Here is a 25546-nt window from a genome sequence, read left to right on the forward strand (position 1 = left end):
GAAAAAGGCTGTTTTTTTATTCTAAAACCTTAACTTTTTTCACTTGCAACGACTTTATAAATAATTGCGCCAATGATCGCACCTAAAATTGGAGCTACCCAAAATAGCCACAATTGACTCAGCGCTGCTGTCTCAGCAAAAAAGGCAACACCTGTACTACGTGCGGGGTTTACTGAGGTATTCGTGACTGGAATACTAATTAAATGAATGACGGTAAGTGTTAAACCAATTGCAATTGGAGCAAAACCAGCAGGCGCATTTTTATGTGTTGATAATAAAATAATGATCAGAAAGATGGCTGTAAGAACGACTTCAATTAAAAAGGCTGAAGCGATCGAGAAATGGTTTGGAGAGAGTTCTGCATAGCCATTTGTTGCGAAGCCTCCAGTTCCTGTAAAACCTGCTTGGCCTTGCACAATAATGTATAAAACAAATGCCGCGAAGGTTGCGCCAATCACTTGAGAAATAATATAAGGCGCTAAATCTTTTGCTTCTAAACGACCACCTACCCATAGGCCCACACTGACTGCAGGGTTAAAATGCGCTCCAGAAATATGACCAAAGGCATACGCACCAGTAAGCACAGTCAAACCAAATGCGAATGCAACACCTAAAAAGCCGATCCCAAGTTCTGGAAATGCAGCTGCCAAAACAGCGCTGCCACAACCACCAAAAACAAGCCAAAAGGTTCCCAAAAATTCTGCTAAATATTTGTTCATTGTTATCACCCAAATCTTTGTAAAAATAAAAAAGTATGCATCCAAAATTTATTATGGATATATTTAAGCCTTGTGAAGAAAATGTGAATTAATTCACAAAACTGCATATGCTCTTGTATAAATGCTGTAAAAAAAATGATCTGTTGTGAAACCTTTAGTGTGTCTTTAGTTTTATTAAGAATTGTAAGTTATGTTGTTGTTTCGCCATTGTTGTGGTGTTTGGTTGGTCCAAATTTTAAAAGCACGTTGAAAGGCGCTTTGTTCAGAATAGCAAAGTAATAATGCGATTTCTTGTAAGCTCAAATGCGGATCTTTTAAATATTCTGTTGCGAGCATAAAACGTACTTGTTGCACACGTTCTTGAAAGGTCGTGTTTTGCTGTTGTAAGTGGCGTTGTAATTGTCTTACCGATAATCCTAATTTTTCTGCAATAAAATCGATTTGATATTGGTTTTTTTGTAATCCAGTCAAAATTGCATGTTGTAGACGTTGATCGAGTTGAGTGGAATTGGGAAGCTTATCCAATAAAGCTTGAGCTTGTTGTAACAACAATTGCTGTAAAGTGTGATCGCCTGTTCGAAGTGGCTTAAAGGCTTCGGTAACAGGTAAAAGTAGCTGAGTTTTAGGCTGATCAAAACGGACTTTACAGCGGAAATATTGTTCATAAACCGTAATGTTTTTCGGTGCGGTATTCACAAAATGCACTTCGTGTAGATTGATATCTTCACCTGACATAAATAACTTAAGGAATTGCACCATCAGCGCAATTGCAATTTCATCTGTTAATTGGGTTGGGTAGGGTTCTGGAGCTTCCCAGCGGATTGATGCGTAGGGTGGGTTAAATTCAACGACGAGAGGGCTACCATCATAAATTAAGCGATGAAAATCATGATAACGCGCCAATGCTTCGCCCAAGTTTTCACATGACAGTGCGAGATAAGCAATAATTCCTAAATGTTTGGGTTGTACGTGCTCTGCAATTTCTAAGCCTAAACCTATCTTGGGATTTAAACGATTAAGGTCTTCAAGTAAGTCACGCCAAATGACGTAATCAAAACGTTCAAGATTTTGGACTTGTTGTAATTGTTCAGGAATTTCAATATTTTTTGTTTCGCAATAAGCCTTTAATAAATGCCCTAATCCGCCATAAACAGAGCCTGTATAGTTCTTGAGTTGGGACATCCTGTCTACTCCTTATTCTGTCGTGTTTTGTCAATATAAATATATCGTATCGTCAATACTTCGCCTACAAAAATTTATATCTTTAATAAAAATAAGGAAACATTTGGAGAAAACCATGATTAAGGGTTTTATTGCAGGTTTGGCAGTTGCAAATGCATTTGAATGGTTTGCTCATAAATATATTTTGCACGGTGTGCATCGTCCGGGTCAGCCACGTTACAGTCCTGTACCAAAAAGTATGGAATCGCATTGGGCACATCATCGTGAGGTTCGTAAGCAAGAGTTTTCTGATGATTGTTATGTTGAAGGTTTGGATAGCTGGCGTACTCGAAATGAATTAATGTCACTTGCTATTGCGGCAGGTGTAGCTAGTATCGTGTTTTATCCCTTTTCAAAAGGGATGTCGTTGGCAGCAGTTTATAGTGCTGGTAATTATTATTATGTACATCGCCGTGCGCACTTAGAACCTGATTGGGCAAAGCGTACGATCCCTTGGCATTACGATCATCATATGAATTCGAATCAAGATGCTAACTGGTGTGTAACGCGACCATGGTTTGATTATGTGATGGGAACGCGAGTCGTATCTTCGGCTGATTTAAAAGAAGCCAATCCACTTGGTCTACCGTTACCTGCACCACTTTCAAAAGCATTGACGCAAGCGATCGAGTCGGTTTTTCCAGCGAAATGGGTTGAGCAAAAACCAAAATTAGTCAAAGCGCCTGTAGCAGAAACTGAGCAACAAGAATCAGTGGCATAGAGGGAAATGCGACATATGACTATAAAGCATAAGCATTGTGACGAATCATGACGATGCTTTCATGAGTCATGTCGTGAATTGTCAATAAAATGAGTTTTTAATGTCAATATTTTTGTTCATTTTATAGCTATTTTGATTCAAGCATTTGAAATGCACAGAATTTTCAAAATGACAAGATTCACGTTTACCCTCTAGCGTTGTATAAACGCAGTTTCCATACCTTGCTCAGCAAGGTATTTTTTTGCCTGTTAGTTTTGTAAGCTCAAACCTGTGAGTAAGTAACGTCCATCACTATCTTTAAATTCTGGTGAATATTGAAAACAGATTTTCTGTTTAGGTTGAATTTGAGCCATGATTGGCAAATTTTTAGCAACAGCACGATTACGTGCAAAAACAAAAATTTGTCCTTGTTCTGTTTTAAACTCATATAGTATTTGAGTCCAATTACCATTCCTTGAATAATGCTCAATGCTTTGGTGTTGATTGAAAATTCCACAGTGGTGTTCTTGCTTGGGGTTATTCACTGCAAAATAATAGTAAATTTGATGAGCATAAACGTATAAAAAAATGATACTGGGAACACTTATAAGAGAAATTACAACACTGAGAAAAACAGACTCCTTATGTTTGAGCCAATAGATAATCAGGCCTAGACAACCAAAAAGAACAATCCAAACTAAAGTTTCATTCATATTTTTTCAGCTAAAGATTTAGGCGTAACTGAAAGCTACGCCCGTTATAGGCTTTAGAGACGCATTTCAATCCCTTGCTCAGCCAAATATTGCTTAGCTTCTGGAATCGTGTGTTGACCAAAATGGAAAATTGAAGCAGCCAGTACCGCATCTGCACCACCTTTCAAAATTCCGTCAGCCAAATGTTGTAAATTACCTACGCCACCTGATGCGATGGTCGGAATATTGACACGATCATTGATTTGACGCATCAAGGCAATGTCATAACCAGCTTTGGTTCCATCCGCATCCATACTGGTAATCAGCAATTCGCCCGCACCGAAGTCAGCCATTTTCACAGCCCATTCAATCGCATCAATTCCTGTCGGCTTACGACCACCGTGAGTGAAAATTTCCCACTTGTTTTCGCCAGTTTTTTTTGCATCAATTGCGACCACAATACATTGTGCGCCAAAACGTTGAGAAGCTTCTTGCACAAATTCAGGCGTAAATACTGCTGCCGAGTTGATACTGACTTTATCAGCACCCGCATTTAGTAATAAACGAATATCTTCAACTTTACGGACACCACCACCTACAGTTAAAGGTACAAACACGCTTTCAGCCATACGTTCTACCGTACGGTAAGTCGTATCGCGTCCATGATGGGTAGCAGTAATATCTAAAAAGGTAATTTCATCGGCGCCTTGTTCGTTATAACGACGTGCGACTTCAACAGGGTCACCTGCGTCACGAATATCAAGGAATTGAACGCCTTTGACGACTCGACCATTATCAACATCTAAGCAAGGGATAATACGTTTTGCGAGCATAAAATTTTCCAAAAAATCGCCAATAAAGAAAGGGGTGCTACACCTTCATGGAGGGAACAGGTATTCTATCAAACTTCACAGCTATTTTTTGCAGGTTTTCCATGTCGGTTTATACCCCGTTGAGTTTAGAAGAAGTTCAAGCATTCGCTGAGCCTTATGGTTTAGCAGTGATTGGCCTGATTCCAATCCAAGGCGGTATTCAAAACACCAATTATTTTTTGGTGGATCAATCACAGAAACAATATGTTTTAACGGTTTTTGAAGAATTAGATGCTGAGGGAGCAGGTGAACTCGTCCCAGTACTCGATTGTTTAGGTAAGGCGGGTGTGCCTGTAGCAGTGCCCTTAAAATATGATGGTCAGGCGATTCATAGCATTGCAGATAAACCTGCTCAGATTGCACCTCGTTTGATGGGTGAACATCCTGAAGAAGCCAGTATTAAACAAATACAGGCGATTGCTCAAGCGCAGGCAAAATTGCATTTGGCTTTGCAGGGCTTTCCTTTGGAACGTGATTTTAACCGCAATCATCAATACTGGTCTGAAGTAGCAAACCAATTACGTCCTCAATTGATTCAAGCAGATCAACAACTTTTAAATCAGGTATTTCAATTATTTACAGTGATTACGCAAGCATATCCAAACAGACCAACAGGCTTTATTCATTCAGATTTATTTCGGGATAATACCTTATTTGAGGGTGACCAATTACAGGGCATTCTTGACTTCTATGAGCTGAATCAAGATGAGTGGCTGTTTGATATTGCGATTAGTATCAATGACTTCTGTACAGCTTATCCACAAGCCCATTTGGATATAGAAAAAGCTGAGGCATTCTTAGGTGCTTATCAAAGCATTCGCCCACTGACACAAGATGAATTGGCTTGTATGGATATTTTCCTAGCAATGGCTGCTTGTCGTTTTTGGAGTATGCGTTTACAGGTCGCACAGAAAAATGCAGCAGAAGGGCGGACCGGTGATGATATTTCACAAAAAGACCCTATGGAAATGCGCATGATGTTACAAAACCGTTTACAACAAGTTTTAGGTTTAGGGTAGGAATATGCGAGATCAAGGGCGTTTAGTTGAATGGTTCGATGATAAAGGCTATGGCTTTATTCAACCGAATGATGCACATAAAGATCGTGTTTTTATCCATATCAAAGACTTTGCTCGCACAGGGCCGCGTCCAATCGTGGGGTGTGCCTTAGAATATTTAGTCATTTTGGATGAGCGCGGTCGTTATCGCGCTCAGCAAGCAACTTATTTAAAAGCATCACAAATAATTGAACACCACAGCAAACCTGCTCAGCCGACATCTGCCAAGCGTTGGTCGGCGATGCAGGTGAGTATCGTGATTTATATCGTTTTTATGCTGATTGCAAGCTTTAGTAAATTGCTGCCGCCCTATACCTTGTTATTTGTCAGCTTAATGAATGTATTGAGTTATTGGTTGTATGCGCAAGACAAAGAAGCGGCACAATTGGGGAATCGACGTATTCCAGAGCAGACTTTGCATATCGTGGATTCTTTGGGTGGTTGGTGTGGAGGATGGATTGCTCAACAAAAACTGAGACATAAAACACAAAAACAACCGTTTCGTAAGATTTATTTCTGTACCATAGTCTTTCATATATTGTTGATATGTTGGTTAATTTCTCCACTCAATGTGTTTTATTGATTGGGAGGGGAGTTTTTGGAGATAAATAAAAATGAATTATTCCGTTGATCAAGATCCAAACCGTACCTTAACTTTGGTTCTCTATGTCCTTTATATCATTGCGATTTTTAGTGGTGGTTTGTTGGCGATTATTGCTTTGATTATTAACTATGTAAAACGTAGTGATGTGCAAGGTTCAATTTTTGAGAGTCATTTTACTTGGCAAATTCGTACCTTTTGGTGGTATTTGGCTTGGAATATCATTGCATTTATCCCATTTTTCTTTCTGTTTTTTACAGGCGATAATGCCAATGCTTTTGCAGGTGTCGCACTCTCAAGTACTATATTTTGTGGGTTAGTGATTTTTGCTGCATGGGTGTGGATTGTATATCGAGCAATTCGAGGTTTAATTGCATTAAATGATAATAAGCCAATGTATCAATAAATTGGATCAACTATGATTATTGAACATGTACATTTGAATATTAAACCAAATCAAAGTGAAGATTTCGAATTAGCCTTTCAAACTGCGAAAGAGATTATTTATCCAATGGAAGGTTTGAATGCTGTTCAGCTCATTAAACATGTCGAAGACCAGCATCGCTATATTTTGATGGTCTTTTGGGATCATATTGAAAATCATACTGAAGGTTTTAGGAAATCTCCTGAATATCAGCAGTGGAAAGCATTATTACATCCATTTTATGATCCAATGCCTGTAGTAGAATATTATCAACCGCATATATTATTAAAAAGAAAGCACCCTAGGTGATAAAAAGAGAGCTATTCAGCTCTCTTTTTTCTTTTCTAATATTTTGAATTTTAATTCACTGACTAAAACACCAAGCACCACTAAACACCCACCGAATAAAGCCAATAATGGCAATCGCTCGCCTGCGATTCTTCCAAACACACCCGCCCAAACAGGCTCACCTGCATAAATAATTGCAGCACGGGTTGGATCGACCATTCGTTGCGCCCAATTCATTACAAATTGAATCAGTGCACTGGCTAAACCCAAACTAATCACTAGAATGCTTAATTGCCATGAAAAACTAGGAATATTATGTTCGCCAACCAATGGCATACTGGCAAATGATAAGAATGATGCAACAGCCAATTGAATAACGGTGACTCGTCTTAAATTAACTTTTCCTGCGAAATAACCAATCAAAATAATCTCAAGTGCAATCACAAAAGCACAAATTAATGTAAGCATTTGTCCATAGCTTAGACTGATATTGGAGATACCATTACCAGTTAAAAGAACTAGTCCAATAAAAGCGAGTGCTGTCCCTAACCATGTCATGAGAGAAGGTCTTTTTTGGAAAATAACCCACATTAAAATTGGGACGAGAGGTACATACAGTGCGGTTAGAAAAGCAGATTCACTACTTAAAATCGTTTGTAATGCAATGGTTTGGGTGCCATAACCAATCGCAATCACGGTACCAATCGCCGTTCCTGCTAAAACCTCTTTTAGATTTAATCCACGCATTGATTTCATTGAGATTAAAAAAATCGCCAAGGCTGCGATAGCAAAACGACAGCCCACAAAAAACATAGGGCTACTAAAATTCAGGGCGTATTGCACCGCTAGAAATGTTCCACCCCAAATCATGGTAATGAAAATAAGTGCAAATTGAGCTGCTTTGGGAGATTGAGATAAAGTTGTCACAACAACAAACCTAATATGAGAGTGCAATATATTGCACATATTGTATTATTTTATAGTTTTGTGCAATATATTGCACTTAAATTAATTTGATTACGAATGTAAATGAGCCAAGCTGAAACTGTTCTGCAATATGTAGGAAAAAATATTCGTTATTTCCGCGATCAATCACAACTCAGCCAACAAGAATTAGCGGATCGGGCAGGTGTGAGTCGGCGGACTATTGCTGCCTTGGAAACAGGACAAGTAAATATTAGTTTAGCCAAGTTAGATGCGATTGCTGCTGTTTTGGCTGTCGATTTTAAAAGACTTGTGAGTAATCCTGAGCTTAGTGAAAACGCAATTGTGAATGCGCTTGCATGGCAAGGAAAAGCTCAAGACAGCCATGCGACACTTTTGGCTGCTGTACCAACACATACCCAAACTGAGTTGTGGAATTGGTCACTTGCGGTAGGAGAGGAATATTGTGCTGATGCAGATCCAATCGGCTGGAGAGAACTCATTTATGTTTTAGAAGGTGAGTTAAGCCTTGAGTTTGAAAATGAAACTCGTGTGATTTGCGCAGGTCAGTCAATGCTTTTTGAAAGTGATGTGAGCTATCGTTATATTAATCGTGGTACAAGCGTATTAAAATTTATTCGTAATGTGTTGTATTAAATAAAAAAGAAGCTACCGAAAAGATAGCTTCTTTTGTACTGAATTAAAGACGATTATCATCCAACAAGAGCTGTGCTTCACGAAGGTTTAATGTGCCTTCATAAATTGCGCGACCTGTAATTGCACCTAAAATGCCTTGCTGACCTTTTAAGTTGCGAACATCATCCAGATTGGTCACACCACCTGAAGCGATCACAGGTAAGCCAGAGTATTGTGCTAAATGAACCGTTTGCTCAACGTTAACACCTTGCATCATGCCATCACGTGCGATATCGGTATACACAATACTTGAAACACCAGCATCTGCAAAACGTTTTGCAAGATCAGTTGCCTTCACGTCAGTTACATTTGCCCAGCCATCTGTCGCAACCATACCATTGATTGCATCAATACCAACAATGATATGACCTGCAAAGCGTTTGCATGCCTCTTCAACAAATTCAGGTTCTTTTACTGCTTTTGTACCGATGATGACAAAAGATACACCTGCTTCCAAATAATGTTCGATGGTTTCAAGTGAACGAATACCACCACCAATTTGAATTGGAAGTTCTGGTTGTGCGCGTGCAATCGCTTCCACCACAGGTTTATGAATTGGCGTACCTGCAAAAGCACCATTTAAATCAACTAAATGTAAACGACGTGCGCCTTCATCAACCCAATGTTGTGCAGTTGCGACAGGATCATCAGAGAAAACGGTATCGTCTTCCATACGACCTTGTTTTAAACGAACACATTTACCATCTTTCAGGTCAATTGCAGGGATGATTAGCATGCTTTCGCTCCTAGCGTCATCATAAAGTTTAAATTGGCTACATATTAACAAAGTATTGATCAATCGCTAAGCCTTGTATGCTGAACCTTGAAGTATTCTTGCAATTTGTTGTTGAATTTGAGGAGGCAGTAACTGCTGATGATATAGGTGTTGGTATATCAACAATGCGGCATAAGCATCGGCGGCCGCATAATTGATTTGTTGAGGACTTAGTTGTTTGACAGACCAGTTTGAAGTACTGATTTTTTTGCTTTTGGCAAAATAGCGTTGGAAAATTAGAGCAATCGCAGTTTGTACGCCGACTTGAGCGTTATAACCAAAACTCGAAAAACTCTTGGAAAGTTCAATCAGTGATTTGGGTTCAATCCCTTTACGACGGAAACTACTCAGATCATTTTTTAAGCCAAAACCAACTTTGAGTTGATGTTCATTTTCTAAAATAGGCTTTAAGAAATTAAGAATGTCAGGCTTTACTTGGAACAGATAGGCTTTTTCATGTGTTGAAAGTTGAATTAAATGGGGGCCTGTAGATTTCTCACCGACTTTGAAGGTCGGTTTAGATTCGGTATCAAATCCGAACACAGCAACGGCGTGAAGTTCATTTTGAATTGCCATGCATTGTTCGAGTGTTTGAATCACTAAAATATTTTCAGCACTTAGATTTTGAAATGCAGGTAATGCACGGATTTGTTCTTTGCTTAAATGAGCTGTTGCTTGCTGCATTTCCATTTCTGAAACTCAAAACTTTTGGTTGAGCTTAAACGGTTTTGTGGCAATGAAAAAGCCAAGTTAGAAAACTTGGCTTTTAAATGTTATGGATTTAGTTTGATTAAACTTTATCCGATCTAGGTTGGTTCATTTTTTGAAAACTAATGAGGAGCAGACATTGATGCAATCGACATCAGAATGTTAAGAATCAAACCTAGAGGGAATAAAACGGCATAAATCGAACCTAGGACTTTTTCCCAACCTCTGGTTTCTCGAACTGGTCCAAAATTATTAGGACCTTCTGTACCCTTGGCGCACAATAAATAGAGAATAAAAAATAAATTGATGACAGGGACGATGATCAATAGCCCCAACCACGCACTTCGATTGCAGTCATGTAAGCGACGAATAAGGAAAACAATTGAAAGATATAGAAGTATAAGCCCAGTCAAACCGCATATAAGCATAAATAAAACAGTATATTTAGCGAATGCATCTGGATCGAAAGAATTTGCTAAAATAAGTATAGGGATGCCTATGGCAACGAAGAATATAAGGTTCATTAAGAATGACCATCCCAAATAGGACAGTCGACTAAAACGACCTAGTGGGCGCAAAGGGTTATCAGCGATTGTTTGTTGAATAGATGAATTCATTTTATATGACCTGAATTAAGTGTTTTTATACGGTTGTTAAAATCTAAAAAATGTATGCGTAAGAATTATAAAGACAAAATTATAAAATGATAGTTATTCTTATTTGAAACAGATCAAACGATATAGGGCGTTTGATCTGTGATCAGAATGGACTAGATTTTCCATTCCACAAAGTTTTTTAACAACTGTAAACCAGCCGTATGACTTTTCTCAGGATGGAATTGGGTCGCGAACAAATTGTCTTTGTGAATTGCGGTACAGAAGTTCACGCCATAATCACAAGTTGCCGCTGTGATCGCTGAATCTTTTGGTTCTACATAGTAACTATGCACAAAATAGAAACGCGCATCTTGTTCAATGTTGTTCCACATCGGATGGCTTGGATCAAGTTGATGTACTTGGTTCCAGCCCATGTGAGGTACTTTCAAGTTTGGAGTTTCTGGAAAGTGTTTAACAACACCGTCAAAAATACCTAAGGCATCGACACCGCCATTTTCTTCTGAACTTTGCAGTAGTGCTTGCATGCCGACACAAATGGCTAATACAGGTTTGTTAAATGCAGCTTGACGCACCACCTCATCGATCCCTGCTTCATGCATGCCTTGTATACAATCACGCATGGCACCTACACCAGGAAATACAATTTTATCTGCTTTAGCAATCAGTTTTGGATCATTGGTCACATCGACAGTTGCACCCACATGCTCTAAAGCTTTTGCTGCAGAGTGTAAATTACCCATACCATAATCAAGTAAAGCAATACGTGTCATTACAAGCTACCTTTGGTCGAAGCAATGGTATTTTCTGCACGTGGATCAATTTCACATGCCATACGCAATGCGCGAGCCAACGCCTTAAACACACTTTCGATCTGGTGATGGCTATTCTTACCCTTTAGATTGTCAATATGCAGGGTCATTAACGCATGGTTGACAAAACCTTGGAAAAACTCAGAAAACAAATCGACATCAAACGTGCCGATACGAGCGCGAGTGAATGGAATATCCATAAATAAACCCGGACGACCAGATAGATCAACAACAACACGAGAAAGTGCTTCATCAAGTGGTGCATAAAAATGACCATAACGACGTAAGCCTTTTTTATCACCTAAAGCTTGCGCAAAGGCTTGTCCCAAGGTGATTCCACAATCTTCAACGGTATGGTGATCGTCAATTTCTAAGTCACCATCGCAATGAATATCGATATCAAATAAACCATGACGCTTGATTTGATCAATCATATGGTCTAAAAATGGAACTCCAGTGTTGAGTGTGCCTTGACCTGTACCATCGAGATTGAGACGAACTCGAATTTTGGTTTCGTTGGTATTTCTTACCACTTCACTGATACGTTGCGTCATGGACACGTTCCTCAAAAAACGTCAAAAATGATTGAATTAAAAACCAATATTTCGCTGTGACGAAAAAGTGACAGCATCATAGTTTGCTCAGGAGGGTTTATCAATGCCTATTACCGTACATGCTTACAGTACACTAGATAATCTAGGAATTCGTACTCAGCTCGAGCGACTCTACGATACCAGCCCAGAGTTTGGTGATGGGCAAGATGCAATGGAGCAACTTGCGCAAAATCTACAGCAATATACCACAGTTTATACCGCTGAATTTAACACCAAAATTATAGGTGCAATTTGGGCAACAGGACAAGGTGAAAGCCGTGTTTTAGAATATATTGTCGTACATCCATCCAATCGTGGACGTGGGGTTGCAGAGCGTTTGGTTGAAGAAGTGTGCCGTATGGAAGAGGAACAAGGTGTAAAGCATTTTGAACCAGGTTGTGGTGCAATTCATCGTTGTTTATCGCATTTGGGCAAAATCTAGAATTAAAGTCTAATTGGTTTGCGATTTGCAGTAAAATTAGACGTTTGATAGAAAAATCCACAAATTTGCTTGACGCACGTGGGTAAACATTGTTTAATACGCCCACTTTGGCGCGATAGCTCAGTCGGTAGAGCAACGGATTGAAAATCCGTGTGTCCCCAGTTCGATCCTGGGTCCCGCCACCATAATTTGTATTTTCAATCCCCGATCCCATCGGGGATTTTTTTTTACCCAAAATTGATTGCGTGAAAAATGGGCAATCAAATCAAAAGCTCATGATAATTATTGACTATTGAGCTGAGATACGGCTTAATACACCCCATTGGCGCGATAGCTCAGTCGGTAGAGCAACGGATTGAAAATCCGTGTGTCCCCAGTTCGATCCTGGGTCCCGCCACCATATTCAAAAAGCCCTAAACTCAAGTTTAGGGCTTTTTTTATGCATGAAGCAAAATGGGATGTGTTTCGATCAAAAAATCTGTTTATGAATAAAAAGAATATGCTTCTCAAATTAACTTAGTTATCTGAATAAAAGAAAAACAATATGCTTATACATATATTATTTTTACTGAAGATAAGTTATGCGAAAGTTGCTTGGGTTTACACTTCCTACATTATTTTTATCCGCTTTATCATCATCAGCATTCGCGACAACAGGTTATTTCATGCATGGCTATGGGGTTAAAGCTCAAGGAGCTGCTGGGGCCTCTATTGCGGTATTTAATGATGCTTTGACGATTGCAAATAATCCTTCTGGATTGGCTTGGTTAGACAGTCGTGTCGATATTGGCGCGACTATATTTAACCCTAAGCGTTCTGCTGAAATTGAGGGGAATTTGGCAGGCGCCAACGGTCAATACAGTGGCAATGGGCGTGAATATTTTGTTCTACCTGAATTTGCGATAAATAAGCAAGTAAATGATACGGTTGCTTTGGGTTTAGCGATTTATGGTAACGGCGGTATGAATACTTCCTACAAGAAAAATCCATATGCAGCTTTTGGGAATACAGGTGAGGCAGGGGTGGATTTAGCGCAGGTTTTTATTTCTCCATCTGTGGCTTGGCGTTATAGCGAAAATCAATCCATTGGTATTGCGACCAACATTCTTTATCAACGATTTGAAGCTAAAGGAATTTCAGGTTTTGCACCATTTTCTGTTGATGGGCAAAAACTGAGTAATAATGGTAAGGACTCTGCTACAGGCATAGGTGTTAAAGTCGGCTGGAGTGCCAAGCTAAATGATGTCCTAACCGTTGGTGCAAATTATTCTTCAAAAATTAAATCGGACAAATTTGATCAATATCGCGGTTTATTTGCACAAGCTGGAGGTTTTGATGTGCCGGAGAGCTATGGGGTAGGGGCAGCTTTTCAATTGACGCCTGCATTAACTGTATTAACCGATATAGCGCGTATTAATTATTCTGATGTAGATTCAGTTGGAAATCCTTTTAGTCTAGCTTCGGTGATGGCGGGGAATGGTTTCGGTTCAGAAAAAGGTCAGGGTTTTGGTTGGAAAGATATCAACATTTACAAGATTGGTGCGGCATATCAAGTCAATCCACGAGTGACGATAAGAGCTGGATATAGCCATAATGATCAGCCAATTCCCCAAGATCAAACGTTCATGAATATTCTTGCACCTGGTGTAATTCAAGATCATCTCAGCGTGGGGGCGACGTGGAATATTGATCGTGCACAGGAGCTTAGTGTCGCATATACCTATGGTTTGAAAGAAACCGTAAAAGGAAGTCAATCTATTCCTTTGAACTTTGGAGGTGGTGAAGCTAACCTTGAAATGGATCAGCATATTTTAGGTGTTTCATATGGTCTGAAATTCTGATCAAAACGAAAAAGGCCGAATCAAATGGATTCAGCCTTTTTCAAGATGTGAAGCAAAAAAATTAAGCGGTTTTTGCTAATTTTTCGTTTGCTAACATATGACCTGTTTCTTCAAAGTTCGCATGCCATGACAGTGCTTCACGGAGAATATGAGGTGTATGGCCACCGCGTTCGCAGGCACGATCAAAATAGTCATTTAAGGCAGCTTGATAAAGTGGGTGTACACAGTTGTCAATAATCACACGTGCGCGCTCACGAGGTGCTAAGCCACGTAAATCTGCTAAACCAACTTCAGTTACCAGAATGTCAACATCATGCTCATTGTGATCAACATGGCTTACCATTGGTACGATTGATGAAATATCACCACCTTTTGCGATTGACTTAGTAACAAAGATTGCAAGGTGAGCATTACGCGCAAAATCACCTGAACCGCCGATACCATTCATCATTTTTGTACCGCAAACATGCGTAGAATTCACGTTGCCGTAAATATCGAATTCGAGTGCTGTATTAATCCCAATAATACCCAAACGACGTACGATTTCAGGGTGGTTAGAAATTTCTTGTGGGCGTAATACTAATTTATCTTTGTAGTGTTCAAGATTGCCAAATACGCGCTCACCACATTGTGCAGATAGCGTAATTGAGCTACCAGAAGCAAATTTCATTTTTCCAGCATCAATCAATTCAAAAGTACAGTCTTGTAATACTTCAGAATACATGACCAAATCTTCAAAGTTAGAATCTTTAAGACCAGTCAAAACAGCATTTGCAATTGAGCCAATACCTGCCTGTAAAGGACCTAGGTTTTTCGCTAAACGACCTGCAGCAACTTCTTTTTCAAAGAAAGCGATGAGGTGGTTTGCAATCCCTTGAGTTTCATCATCAGGCGCAGTCACAGTTGAAGGTGAGTCTGCCGTATTATTAAAAACGATGCCTACGATTTTTGCTGGGTCAATTTGGATTGCAGTTGAACCAATACGATCATCGACTTGAGTTAATGGAAGTGGGGTACGTGTTGGACGATATGTTGGAATATAAATATCGTGTAAGCCCTCAAAGTTTTCACTCAATGAGGTATTAATCTCAACGATTACTTTTTCAGCAAAAATTGCGAAACTTGCAGAGTTACCTACAGAGGTTGTCGGTACGATATGACCATCTTCTGTAATCGCAACAGCTTCAATCACAGCAATATCTGGACGTTTAAGCTGTTGATTACGCATTTGCTCAACAGTTTCAGACAAATGTTGGTCGATAAACATTACTTCACCATTATTAATGGCGCGACGTAAAGTATTGTCAACTTGGAATGGCATACGACGAGCAAGTACACCTGCTTCCGTTAATTGTTTGTCTAAGTCATTTCCTAGGCTTGCACCTGTAATTAATGTGATTTTTAACGGATTTTTTTTAGCTTGTTCGACTAATGCTTGTGGCACAGCTTTAGCTTCTCCAGCACGAGTAAAACCACTCATACCAACCGTCATATCATTTTTAATAAAGCGAGCAGCCTGTTCAGCGCTCATCACTTTGTCATGTAGGGTAGCAAGGCGAATACGACTTAAAGACATGATCCATTCTCAATATACTTCTTAGTTAGATATGGATTTTAGCGTTAAAACTTGAAAAGGGAATTGGACTACGGCTAAGGTCTAATATGTGAAATGCGTGATACTTTTTCAGAGATAAAAAGAGTTATTTTTCCATCACGAATTGTTCTAAAAGTGTCCAGTTATGGTCTGTTTAATTTTATCAATCGCATTCGTTTGAGATTCTTCAAGATTTTCATGGTTGAGTGGAAGTGAAATTACCACTTCTAAACCACCTTGCTCGCGATTGCGAATGCTAATTTGTCCCTGATGAATGTCAACAATACGTTTTACAATAGCTAAGCCGAGGCCACTTCCTTGAATCGTACGCGCTGAATTACCACGAACAAAGGGTTGCATGAGTTCTTCAACTTGATCTGGTGGAATACCTTCACCATGATCAGCGACAGTAATCAGAATATGATCATCAACATGGCTTGCCGATAATTCAATTGGTTCTGCGCCATAACGTTTGGCATTGTTGACTAAATTCGCAATCAAACGTTTTAAGGATAGACTTCGCGCAGGGATGATGGGGAGCTCTTGTGCTTCAAAACGAATATCTAAGGGCTTAAATTGTACAGCGACTTCTTGAAGCAATGTATTGATATTGGTTTGTGATAGTTCTTCATCAGATCCATCTCGCATATACGAAATAAATTGATTCAGAATCGCATCCATATCATCTACATCGTAAATTAGACCTTCGCGGAAAAACTCATCTGGGAGCATTTCTGCGGTCAGGCGAATACGCGTCAGTGGCGTACGTAAATCATGTGAAATCCCTGCTAGCATGATTTGTCGATCGCGTTCAGTTTGCTCAAGCGTATATACCATATGGTTGAATGCTTGGTTTACTTGACGTATTTCGAGTGGCCCATGATTGGTGTCAAGATAAGGTGCTTTACCAGTTTTACTGTAATTGTTGGCAGCATTCTGTAATCGACGTAATGGTCGATTCATTTGTCGGACTAGAATTAAAATAATAATTGAAGAAATAATTGGAACGCCAAATAGCCATGCTGCAATCAGTTCCACGCTGTAGTTAGTATACGTTTTTAATGGTTCACGCACCCAGTTACCATGCATTTCAGGCGTTTGAATCCAAATACGTGGTATCGGTTTGAATTTAAAATATACAGTAACGTTATCAGCGTTATCGACTCCCAGCTCTTTCGCAAGTTTATTTTCGATTTGGTTGGTAAATAACTCGGCCAAGAATTTATCTTCAATTTTTGGAAATTCTTTGGGGTCAGTGATGTATTCAATACCAATGCGGTTTTTAAGCCATGTATCGACATCAACTTCTGTATCGCGATGTAAAATACGGATATCTGGATTATTGACTAATTCAAGTTCAATGGCGAGATAACGCGCATGTTGTTGTAATTCTGGTAAATATAAAGTTCGCCAAAAGAACCACAAGGACATAAACAAGCTAAAAACGACCGTGAACAATACCAAAATCGTGGTACGCATGGCCGCAGAACGTGGTTTAATTTTATCTAAAAAACGTTCCCATTTTGTTCGCGGTCTTTCTGAATAAGTCGCAAAATCTGTAAATGCTTGTGGATCAATTGGTTCAAGTTTCAACGATAAATTTCCTAAGCTTACTCTGCGCCATCTGGAACAAATACGTAACCTACACCCCAAACCGTTTGAATGTAACGGGCACGCGCAGGATTATCTTCGATTAAGCGACGTAGACGAGAGACTTGGACATCAATCGAGCGTTCCATAGCACCCCATTCACGACCACGTGCCAAATTCATCAATTTATCACGAGTTAAAGGTTCGCGAGGATGTTGAACCAATGCTTTTAATACTGCAAATTCACCTGTCGTTAGTGTCACAACTTGACCTTCACGCGTTAAAGTACGTGTAGAAAGGTCAAGCGACCATGGACCAAAACTTACGACTTCAACTTGTTGACTTGGTGCACCTGGTACTTCACGGACTTGGCGACGTAAAACGGCACGAATTCGTGCTAATAGCTCATTTGGGTTGAATGGTTTTGGTAAATAGTCATCTGCACCCGCTTCCAGACCCGCAATACGGTCAGAATCACTACCACGTGCAGTGAGCATAATAATAGGTGTGTCGATATTAGACTGACGTAAACGACGGCAAATACTTAAACCATCTTCAACAGGCAACATAAAATCTAAAACGATAAGCGAAAATAACTCACGTTGTAGTAAACGATCCATTTGCGTTGCATCATGGGCTGTTTTTACCACAAAGCCTTTATCTTCTAAAAAGCGTTGTAATAGGGTACGCAGACGCACATCATCATCGACCACTAAAATGCGTTCGACGCGATCTGTCTCATGATGTACGGTTTCCGTCGATTCGGCAGGTACAACTAAACTCATGATGTGCTCCTTTATCGTTTATTGTCATCGTCTTTATGCAATGCTAGGGAGTATACGATTCATTGCACAGTTTTGGCTATGTTATAAAGCAACAAATATTGCCAATAAAATCAAGAGATAGATACCAAATGTATACAGGTAAAATTATGACAATCGATCTATTTTTCAATATTTAGGCGAAAAATTCTTAGTATTTTATAAGTATTTATCAATTAGCATAATCTACTCTAAAAATATTCAAAAAAACAATAGTGGATTTTATAGTCACGGACTTTATAATCAGTGCTTTTAGACTTAACCCTTGTGGAATCAATCACGATGACTGACTTAGTTCAGCAGTTGGCAAATGAACTTGCCGTACGTCCAAACCAAGTAGAAGCTGCTATTCGTTTAATTGATGAAGGCGCTAGCGTTCCTTTTATTGCACGTTACCGTAAAGAAGTCACGCAGGGCTTAGACGATACGCAATTACGCCAACTCGACACACGTTTAACTTATCTACGTGATTTATACGAGCGTCGTGAAAAGGTGATTCAATCTTTACAAGAACAAGATAAATTAAGTGATGATTTATTGGCGCGCGTGAATGCAGCAGAAACCAAGAATGCCTTGGAAGAAATTTATGCACCGTACCGTCCAAAACGTACCAGTAAATCATTTAAGGCAAAAGAAGCTGGTTTAGGTCCAATAGCTGAAAAAATTATTGCCGATCAAGTTGATCCGACTGAGGCATTGGCAGGTTTTAGTCATGAAGACTATCCAGATGTCGAAAGCCAACTTGATGCAATTCAGCACATCTTGATTGATGACTGGGCACAAAATATTGGATTAACCACTGAATTAAAACAAATTTTCTCTAAAACAGCAGTTCTTAAGAGCGCAGTTGCTTCTGAAGAGAAAAAAGAAGTCGGTAAAAAATTCCGTGATTATTTTGAGTTTTCTGAAAACCTAAATAAATTACCTTCGCATCGTTTATTGGCGATGTTACGTGGTCGTCAAGAAAATGTATTGGGTTTAAAAGTGGACGGCGAAGATGATACGCCGTTAGCTCGTATTGAAACTGAATATAATCTTGATCAAATTCAGCCACAAAGCCGTCAAGATTATTTAAAACAAACTGCAAAATTATTTTGGCTTGGTAAGATTCGTCCGCAAATCGAACATTCATTATTGACTGATAAGCGCTTAGCTGCTGAAGCTGAAGCAATGGATGTGTTTGCTGAAAATCTACGTCATTTACTTCTTTCTGCACCAGCAGGTGGTCGTACTACTTTAGGTGTTGATCCTGGTATCCGTACAGGCGTAAAGCTTGCGGTTGTGAGTGACGCCGGTGATGTTCTAGCACATAGCACGATTTACCCGTTTGCACCGAAAGAGGATAAAGAAGGCTCAATTGCAGAGCTCGCTCGTTTATGCAGAGAGTTCCACGTGGAACTTATTGCGATTGGTAATGGTACAGCGAGTCGTGAAACCGAAGCCGTTGTTGCTGAGATGATGGCTGCAAATACTGATTTAAAACTCACGCGTATTACGGTCAGTGAAGCTGGAGCATCGGTTTATTCGGCAAGTGAACTTGCTTCTCAAGAATTACCAGAGCTTGATGTTTCAATTCGTGGAGCAGTATCGATTGCTCGTCGTTTACAAGATCCATTGGCTGAACTCGTTAAAATTGATCCTAAATCAATTGGTGTGGGTCAATATCAGCATGATGTGAATCAAACTGGTTTGGCAAAAACACTGGATGCAGTTGTTGAAGACTGTGTGAATGCGGTGGGTGTGGATGTGAATACCGCATCTCCAGCGATCTTGGCATATATTGCAGGTTTAAATAAATCGATTGCACAGCAAATCGTTGAATATCGTAAAGAACATGGTCGTTTCGATAACCGTCAAGCCTTGAAAAAAGTGCCACGTTTAGGTGAGCGTACTTTTGAACAATCAGCAGGCTTCTTGCGTGTTCAAAATGGTTCTGAGCCATTGGATGCATCAGCAGTTCATCCAGAAAGTTATGGCGTGGTTGAAAAGATTGTTGCAGCAAAAGCCACAACAGTAAAAGACATTATTGGTAATACTGAAATTATCCGCCAAGTCAAAGCAGATGAGTTTGTCGATGACAAATTTGGTTTGCCGACGATTCAAGATATTTTAGCTGAACTTGAAAAGCCGGCTCGTGATCCACGTCCAGAGTTCCGTACTGCCAAGTTCCGTGAAGATATTACGGAAGTTGCGCAACTGACTGAAGGCATGCAGCTCGAAGGTGTGGTGACCAATGTGACTAACTTCGGCGCGTTCGTAGATGTGGGTGTACATCAAGATGGTTTAGTGCATATCTCTGAACTTGCAAATGAATTTGTTTCTGATCCACATAAAGTGGTGAAACCAGGTCAAATTGTGCAAGTACGTGTGATGCAAGTTGATGTGGAACGTAATCGTGTGAACTTAAGTATGCGTGCAGAGGGCTCTGCGCCTGCTAAAGCACCACGTCAGCAACAGCGTCCACAGCAAGAGCGAACTGAACGTTCAGAGCGTAAGCCTCAAGGTCAACGTCCACCGCGTAAAGAAGGTGACTTTAAGCGTCCACAAAATAACAAGCCAAAAACTGAAAAACCGCAAGAGCAAAAAATCGGTGGTTTAGGTGCTTTGTTATTACAAGCAGGGATTAAAGGCTCTAAATAAGTGTTTAACTGTAGCAATTTTAACAGTTGCTCAGGCTAAAAGTAGATTGTAATTCACAGAACTCCCTACCGGGAGTTTTTTGATGCCTTAATGATCAGTTTGATTTTTTAACGACAAAAGTTGTTGTTCGCGTAATTCAAGCTGTATAACATTCTTGTCATTTGATGCAGTTTTTAACGTTTGAATATCATGAACAATTTCGTTCAGTAGATTTTGATAATTGTCAGTATTCAGAATTTGGGCAGCGAGTACAGTACCTTCAGTTTCAATATTATAATTTAAGCTAATTTTTCGTAATAAATTCAAAGCAAATGGAGGGCATAGTAATATATCAAGTAAGAGTTGCATGACCTTTGACCAAGATAGTTGTAATACTTTTCTTTTGGTGATCACAAAAATAATTGAAAAAACATTAAGCAAATAAATGAGACTAACCGTAATCGTAAGTGCGATATAGCCAAATTTAAATATAATCAGAATGGGCAGAATGCCTATCGTTAGCCAGAATAATAAAATATTAAGGAATTGTAATGGTCGTAGGGTTTTGCTGATTATTTTTATATTGTCCTCACTATCTAAATGAGTTGGTGAAGAAATGTTTTTTATTTTCCAAGCACATTTAAAAATAAGTTGGTGGGATAAAAATAGATTTGGAATAACCAGATATTTATTAAAGCAATTTAGCGTTTTTGAAATGTGCTGGAAATTAAAGATGGGGCGAATACCCTTTGTAATATTGAATTCATTATAAAAATAGAGTTGAGCCGAGTCATAAATATAGAACCCGACTATCCCAATCACAATCAATATGTCGAAGGGTAAATGCATTTAAAATTTATTTCTTTTTGAACAGTGAACTTATCCATCCACCGACTGCAATTGCGCCAACTGCAATAAATTTCCATGCTGCCGCAAAGAAAGTGGCAACAATTGCCCAAAATCCTTTTTTTGTTGCGACAACGGCAGCCCCACCTGCGATTAATGCAGCTAAACCATATTCTGCAACTTTATCACCTTCACGATATTCAGCATATTTCTCACCAAAATTATAATCAAAGCCTTTTAGGCTTGATTTAAATTCATCAATATTTTGGGTGAGATGTTCTTCATCTGAAACCAGTGTTGCGCTGGTCACACCTGTTCTTCCTAAGATACGAATCGTGTAGTTGATCGCTTCAGAATTAGAGTCATCACGTATTTTTAATGCCCATTCTAGACGTTTGGTTTGGTTATCATAATGCGGTGGTACAGCCCAACCAACAGTATAAAGTTTTGGTAAACCTTGGCGTGTACGTTCTTCATTTGAGGGGGCATCAGATTCTTTTAATTGTTTTAATAATGCATCAGCATCAATTTTTTCATCATCTTTGACATAACCTGATGGATCAAAATCAAAAGTAGCCCACCATGAATTATCTGGTGCGACTAAAATATTAGTACTGCCACTAGTCAAGTTCCCTGTGAATTCTAAAAATTTGTCTGAATTTATTGGGTCTAAAAAACCTTCATCTTTCAGCGTATTTAAAGTCGCAACATTGGCGACATTTTCTTTTTTGGGCCCTAAATGCCAATCCAATTTTGCCATCGGATTTTCTTCAGTTTGTTGTGCTGGAGCTGCATTGGATATTGTTTCTTCTGTGGATGCTGATGCATAGGCATAACTTGGTATAGAAGTTGTCCCTAATATCGAAAGACTCAGCGCAATTGCATAGTTTAATGGCATTAATTTTTTTTGGTGCAAAGGATTAAACATAAAAATCTCACAATCATTATTAGCTATTCGTTTTATTGCAATTTATTACATAAATTATGGGTGCATTCTAAAATACTTTTTATCAGAAGTTAAATTAATTTTAAGGATATAATATTTATTTATAGGGTTATTTAATTCAACTGAATATTTTCTTTGATTATCATCTTAGGATTAATTCGATTTTAAAGCCCTTGAATTGAATGGATATAATGATTTTAAAAACCTTTTATTGAAATGTAGAGCTAAATTATTTTTAGTACATAGCAATTTTGTTCTATAAATCTATCTAAATCGCGTTAACCTGAAATGATGCATACATGCCTTAGGAGGTCGTGATGTCGCGCAGACCTCGAGAACAAGTTGATTACTTACACCTAAAAGAATTAGGTGGTTTGGAAATGTTGAAAGCCAGTTACTTTCAACAGGAGTTCTCTCGGCATGTCCATGAAGGATTTTGTATCGGTGTCATTGAAGAAGGGGCACAGCGATTCTATCGAACAGGTGGTAATCATGTTGCGCCACAAGGCGATATTATTTTAGTGAATGCCGATGAAGTGCATACAGGCTCATCAGCAGTGGAAACAGGTTGGCGTTACCGTGCGATTTATCCGACTCCTGAAATTTTCCATGAATTAACCCGTGATCTCACTACTGTACACGGCACAGCACCGTGGTTTAGAGAAGCGGTGTTACATGATGAGGGTTTAGCACAGCAATTACGATTACTTTTTGATTTACTTGAACAACCGAATAATAAGCTGCTTAAACAAACATTATTTTTGTCGACAATTGCTTGGCTAATCTCAAAATATAGTCAAACCAAGCCTCAAGCCACTGATCTGAGCAATGCCAAACAACGTATTTTAAATATCAAAGAATTAATGGCGAGTATGCCTGAGCAAGAGTTTTCCCTCATCGAATTGGCGGAAATGGCAAATCTCAGCCAGTGGCATTTTTTACGTCAATTTAAAAAGCATGTTGGACTCTCACCGCATGCATGGCTTATTCAAGCACGTTTACAGAAGTCACAAAAATTATTAAGACAAGGTTTGAATTTATCCGAGGTTTCACAGCAATGTGGTTTTTCTGATCAGAGTCATTTTAGTCGGCATTTTCGTCAAACGTTTGGTATTACACCGGGCGGTTATACTACAACCCTCAAATAAAACCGCAATTTTATACAAGCTTCATGGAAGCATTTTTGGCATAGTCTAATCTCGTTAATGAATAATTGTGATGTTAATGTTAGGTGAAAGCACAGATGACACTCCGATGACCGAATCACGGGCATTTTTAAATGGAGTGATCAAAATACTGCCATTGTGTTTTGCGGTGTTGCCGTGGGGTTTACTCGCGGGTTCAATGGCGATTCAAGCAGGGCTAACGACTTTACAAGCGATTGGGATGTCTGCATTGGTCTTTGCTGGTGCAGCACAATTAATGACATTAGGTTTAGTCATGGCAGGAACGCCTGCAATCACAATTATCATTTCTGTTTTTTTGATTACCACACAGCATTATTTATATGCACTGTATTTACGTGAAGATATTTCTAAACAGCCTTTAAAAGATCGTTTGATGTTGGGCTTTTTATTAACTGATGAATTGTTTGCAGTGAGTATTAAAAAGCAACAGCATTATATTCACTATCTGTTAGGCGCAGGACTTTGCTTTTATTTATGTTGGGTTCTGTTTAGTGCTTGTGGGGTCTTTCTCGCTGCCGCAGTTCCTAATTTAGATCAATATCATCTCGATTTTTCCATTGTTGCGACATTTATTGCAATCGTGGTTCCATTTATTAAAAACTTAAATACTTTGGTTGGGGTATTGGTTTCAGTGATTCTCACCGTTGTTTTTCTAAGCTTAGGTTTTAAAAGTGCTGCGATTATGGCAGGTGTGATTGGAATGTTTGCGGCAACCTGCTTGCAGAATTTTAGGGAGCGTACAGCATGACTTGGTTTCTCCTGATTATTCTCGCAATTGTGGTGTTTATGAATCGCTATATTTTGCTTGAACCGAATCTGCCTTTGCGTTTACCCAAATGGTTTCAACAGTCTTTGCAGTACTCCGCACCGTGTTTGTTATCGGCAATTGCAACACCGATTGTTTTTATGGATGAACATGGTGTATTTCGTTCGACTTTACTGAATCCGTATTTTCTTGCCACGATTTTAACGATTTTGATTGCGTATAAAGTCCGTCATACCTTTTTAACGATTATTTTGAGTTTGGCGTGTTTTTATGGATTGGTGTTTTTGTTAAATTAAAAGATTGGGAGCATATAGATTATGCTCCCGGTTTTTATTGCCAATGTCTTAACGCGTGGTGTATCCACCATTGGCGAAAATCGTTTGTCCTGTGATCCACCAACCATCAGCCACTAAGAAACGTACTAAGGGTTCAATATCTTCAATCTTGGTTAAACCACCCAAAGCTGATGCTGACTGATGATAAGCCACAGCTTCTGGCGCTTCCTGACTGTAGAAAAAAGGTGTATCCATTGGACCAGGCGCGACAGCAGTGACAGAAATACCACGTTCACCAAACTCTTTCGATGCAGCACGTGTGTAGTGTTCTACAGGGGCTTTTAAACCCTCATAAGTGGAATAAAGTCCTGTATATGCAGCAAGTAAACTGGTGACAATGGTACAGATTTTTCCATTTGGATTGAGATGACGACCTGCCGATTGAATAAAGAAATAGGCAATTTTGTTGTTGATGTCATTCATGCTGTCGAATTCTTGTTCGGTGGTGTCTAAATACGGTTTTTTGAGCACACGTCCGACAGTATTAATTGCGATATCCACACCGCCAAACTCTGCTTTGGCTTGAACAAATAAGTCTTCAATGTTCTGAATATTGGCTAAATCTGCTTGTATCAAGATTGCTTTAACCCCCAGTGCTTGCACTGCTTGTAAGGTTTCTTCAGCATCTGATTGCGTTGCTGCGCTGTTGTAATGAATTAATAAATTTGCCCCTTGTTCAGCAAATTTACGCGAAATTAATCCACCTAAGTTTTTTGCACCACCAGTAATCAGTACCGTTTTTCCTTTTAGATTATGTTGTGACATTGCTTTATTCCTCATGTTGTTTTTGCATAAAAAGCATCCTAATTGAATTTATTTGTTTGAAATAGTTGTTAGTATTGAACTGATTGTGCAGGAAAGT

General features: G+C 39.2%; 28 protein-coding genes and 2 tRNA genes. 14 read left to right on the forward strand and 16 right to left on the reverse strand.

Translation table 11 applies throughout. The features are described from left to right. Positions 1-29: 29 nt before the first annotated feature. Complete coding sequence (aqpZ, locus tag AAV96_RS15220; protein ID WP_046739918.1) at positions 30-719, reverse strand: aquaporin Z; 690 nt, start codon at positions 717-719, stop codon at positions 30-32. Positions 720-893: 174 nt separating this feature from the next. Then, positions 894-1901 (reverse strand): AraC family transcriptional regulator, encoded by a 1008-nt coding sequence (locus AAV96_RS15225; protein ID WP_046739919.1) that lies wholly within the window; start codon positions 1899-1901, stop codon positions 894-896. 115 nt (positions 1902-2016) lie between these two features. On the opposite strand from AAV96_RS15225, the gene AAV96_RS15230 reads away from it, so the two are divergent. After that, a complete protein-coding gene (locus AAV96_RS15230; protein WP_046739920.1) occupies positions 2017-2661 on the forward strand; it encodes a sterol desaturase family protein in 645 nt (214 codons plus the stop codon). 248 nt (positions 2662-2909) lie between these two features. Here the strand turns inward: AAV96_RS15230 and AAV96_RS15235 are convergent, their stop codons facing one another. Together AAV96_RS15235 and hisF are read right to left on the reverse strand one after the other, a co-directional pair. After that, positions 2910-3353, reverse strand: a complete 444-nt coding sequence (locus AAV96_RS15235; protein WP_046739921.1) for a hypothetical protein — start codon at positions 3351-3353, stop codon at positions 2910-2912. Positions 3354-3406: 53 nt separating this feature from the next. Beyond that, complete coding sequence (gene hisF, locus AAV96_RS15240; RefSeq protein ID WP_004659983.1) at positions 3407-4165, reverse strand: imidazole glycerol phosphate synthase subunit HisF; 759 nt, start codon at positions 4163-4165, stop codon at positions 3407-3409. A 101-nt stretch (positions 4166-4266) separates the two neighbouring features. On the opposite strand from hisF, the gene AAV96_RS15245 reads away from it, so the two are divergent. From AAV96_RS15245 to AAV96_RS15260, 4 genes are read left to right on the forward strand one after another with little or no spacing between them, the layout of a single operon-like run. After that, on the forward strand, positions 4267-5223 hold the full coding sequence (locus AAV96_RS15245) for a homoserine kinase (protein ID WP_046739922.1): 957 nt from the start codon (positions 4267-4269) through the stop codon (positions 5221-5223). A gap of 4 nt (positions 5224-5227) precedes the next feature. Beyond that, a complete protein-coding gene (locus tag AAV96_RS15250; protein ID WP_046739923.1) occupies positions 5228-5845 on the forward strand; it encodes a DUF1294 domain-containing protein in 618 nt (205 codons plus the stop codon). A 31-nt stretch (positions 5846-5876) separates the two neighbouring features. Beyond that, a complete protein-coding gene (locus AAV96_RS15255) occupies positions 5877-6269 on the forward strand; it encodes a DUF4870 family protein (RefSeq protein WP_046739924.1) in 393 nt (130 codons plus the stop codon). Positions 6270-6281: 12 nt separating this feature from the next. After that, entirely contained in the window at positions 6282-6596 is a 315-nt protein-coding gene (locus AAV96_RS15260; protein WP_046739925.1) for an antibiotic biosynthesis monooxygenase family protein, read from the forward strand. A 15-nt stretch (positions 6597-6611) separates the two neighbouring features. Here the strand turns inward: AAV96_RS15260 and AAV96_RS15265 are convergent, their stop codons facing one another. Continuing rightward, positions 6612-7541, reverse strand: coding sequence for a DMT family transporter (locus tag AAV96_RS15265; protein WP_413772445.1), 930 nt, complete (start codon positions 7539-7541; stop codon positions 6612-6614). Between the two features lie 63 nt (positions 7542-7604). On the opposite strand from AAV96_RS15265, the gene AAV96_RS15270 reads away from it, so the two are divergent. Then, positions 7605-8156, forward strand: a complete 552-nt coding sequence (locus AAV96_RS15270; RefSeq protein WP_046739927.1) for a helix-turn-helix domain-containing protein — start codon at positions 7605-7607, stop codon at positions 8154-8156. 43 nt (positions 8157-8199) lie between these two features. Here the strand turns inward: AAV96_RS15270 and hisA are convergent, their stop codons facing one another. From hisA to hisB, 5 genes are all read right to left on the reverse strand, one after another. Then, positions 8200-8931: a 1-(5-phosphoribosyl)-5-[(5-phosphoribosylamino)methylideneamino]imidazole-4-carboxamide isomerase gene (gene hisA, locus AAV96_RS15275; protein WP_004659990.1), complete on the reverse strand. Its 732-nt coding sequence runs from the start codon at positions 8929-8931 to the stop codon at positions 8200-8202. 66 nt (positions 8932-8997) lie between these two features. Further along, a complete protein-coding gene (locus AAV96_RS15280; protein WP_046739928.1) occupies positions 8998-9660 on the reverse strand; it encodes a 3'-5' exonuclease in 663 nt (220 codons plus the stop codon). Between the two features lie 140 nt (positions 9661-9800). After that, positions 9801-10295, reverse strand: a complete 495-nt coding sequence (locus AAV96_RS15285; RefSeq protein ID WP_046739929.1) for a DUF805 domain-containing protein — start codon at positions 10293-10295, stop codon at positions 9801-9803. Between the two features lie 152 nt (positions 10296-10447). Next, positions 10448-11065: an imidazole glycerol phosphate synthase subunit HisH gene (hisH, locus tag AAV96_RS15290; protein ID WP_046739930.1), complete on the reverse strand. Its 618-nt coding sequence runs from the start codon at positions 11063-11065 to the stop codon at positions 10448-10450. Continuing rightward, positions 11065-11658: an imidazoleglycerol-phosphate dehydratase HisB gene (hisB, locus tag AAV96_RS15295; protein WP_000194096.1), complete on the reverse strand. Its 594-nt coding sequence runs from the start codon at positions 11656-11658 to the stop codon at positions 11065-11067. The genes hisH and hisB overlap by 1 nt, the downstream gene beginning before the upstream one ends. A gap of 103 nt (positions 11659-11761) precedes the next feature. Here hisB and AAV96_RS15300 point away from each other — a divergent pair, with 103 nt between their 5' ends. The 4 genes from AAV96_RS15300 (at position 11762) to AAV96_RS15315 (ending at position 13980) form a co-directional block, all read left to right on the forward strand. After that, entirely contained in the window at positions 11762-12139 is a 378-nt protein-coding gene (locus AAV96_RS15300) for a GNAT family N-acetyltransferase (protein ID WP_004659998.1), read from the forward strand. A gap of 109 nt (positions 12140-12248) precedes the next feature. Beyond that, positions 12249-12324 (forward strand) — tRNA-Phe (locus AAV96_RS15305). Positions 12325-12463: 139 nt separating this feature from the next. Beyond that, positions 12464-12539, forward strand: a tRNA-Phe gene (locus AAV96_RS15310). Positions 12540-12720: 181 nt separating this feature from the next. Further along, positions 12721-13980: an OmpP1/FadL family transporter gene (locus AAV96_RS15315; protein ID WP_046739931.1), complete on the forward strand. Its 1260-nt coding sequence runs from the start codon at positions 12721-12723 to the stop codon at positions 13978-13980. Positions 13981-14041: 61 nt separating this feature from the next. On the opposite strand, the gene AAV96_RS15320 is transcribed toward AAV96_RS15315, so the two are convergent. From AAV96_RS15320 to ompR, 3 genes are all read right to left on the reverse strand, one after another. After that, complete coding sequence (locus AAV96_RS15320; protein WP_046739932.1) at positions 14042-15556, reverse strand: acetyl-CoA hydrolase/transferase family protein; 1515 nt, start codon at positions 15554-15556, stop codon at positions 14042-14044. Positions 15557-15703: 147 nt separating this feature from the next. Next, entirely contained in the window at positions 15704-17167 is a 1464-nt protein-coding gene (locus AAV96_RS15325; RefSeq protein WP_046739933.1) for an ATP-binding protein, read from the reverse strand. Between the two features lie 17 nt (positions 17168-17184). Continuing rightward, positions 17185-17949, reverse strand: coding sequence for a two-component system response regulator OmpR (gene ompR / locus AAV96_RS15330; RefSeq protein WP_004657337.1), 765 nt, complete (start codon positions 17947-17949; stop codon positions 17185-17187). Between the two features lie 318 nt (positions 17950-18267). Here ompR and AAV96_RS15335 point away from each other — a divergent pair, with 318 nt between their 5' ends. Continuing rightward, complete coding sequence (locus tag AAV96_RS15335) at positions 18268-20625, forward strand: Tex family protein (protein WP_046739934.1); 2358 nt, start codon at positions 18268-18270, stop codon at positions 20623-20625. Positions 20626-20712: 87 nt separating this feature from the next. Here AAV96_RS15335 and AAV96_RS15340 read toward each other — a convergent pair whose 3' ends face one another. After that, positions 20713-21453, reverse strand: coding sequence for a hypothetical protein (locus tag AAV96_RS15340; RefSeq protein WP_046739935.1), 741 nt, complete (start codon positions 21451-21453; stop codon positions 20713-20715). A gap of 7 nt (positions 21454-21460) precedes the next feature. Next, the gene (locus AAV96_RS15345; RefSeq protein ID WP_046739936.1) at positions 21461-22378 is read right to left on the reverse strand and encodes a DUF2167 domain-containing protein; all 918 of its coding nucleotides are present in this window, start codon (positions 22376-22378) and stop codon (positions 21461-21463) included. Between the two features lie 335 nt (positions 22379-22713). Between AAV96_RS15345 and AAV96_RS15350 the strand changes: the two genes are divergently transcribed. From AAV96_RS15350 to AAV96_RS15360, 3 genes are all read left to right on the forward strand, one after another. Beyond that, entirely contained in the window at positions 22714-23544 is an 831-nt protein-coding gene (locus AAV96_RS15350) for an AraC family transcriptional regulator (protein WP_046739937.1), read from the forward strand. 76 nt (positions 23545-23620) lie between these two features. Beyond that, positions 23621-24331, forward strand: coding sequence for an AzlC family ABC transporter permease (locus AAV96_RS15355; protein WP_005219401.1), 711 nt, complete (start codon positions 23621-23623; stop codon positions 24329-24331). Beyond that, positions 24328-24645, forward strand: a complete 318-nt coding sequence (locus AAV96_RS15360; RefSeq protein WP_046739938.1) for an AzlD domain-containing protein — start codon at positions 24328-24330, stop codon at positions 24643-24645. Before AAV96_RS15355 ends, AAV96_RS15360 begins: the two co-directional genes overlap by 4 nt. Before the next feature lie 48 nt (positions 24646-24693). Here the strand turns inward: AAV96_RS15360 and AAV96_RS15365 are convergent, their stop codons facing one another. Further along, positions 24694-25449 carry an SDR family oxidoreductase gene (locus tag AAV96_RS15365; protein WP_046739939.1) on the reverse strand — a complete coding sequence of 252 codons (756 nt, stop codon included), beginning with the start codon at positions 25447-25449 and terminating at the stop codon, positions 24694-24696. Positions 25450-25546: the final 97 nt, after the last annotated feature.

The organism is Acinetobacter sp. AG1, from assembly GCF_001005525.1.
Lineage (GTDB): Bacteria > Pseudomonadota > Gammaproteobacteria > Pseudomonadales > Moraxellaceae > Acinetobacter > Acinetobacter modestus.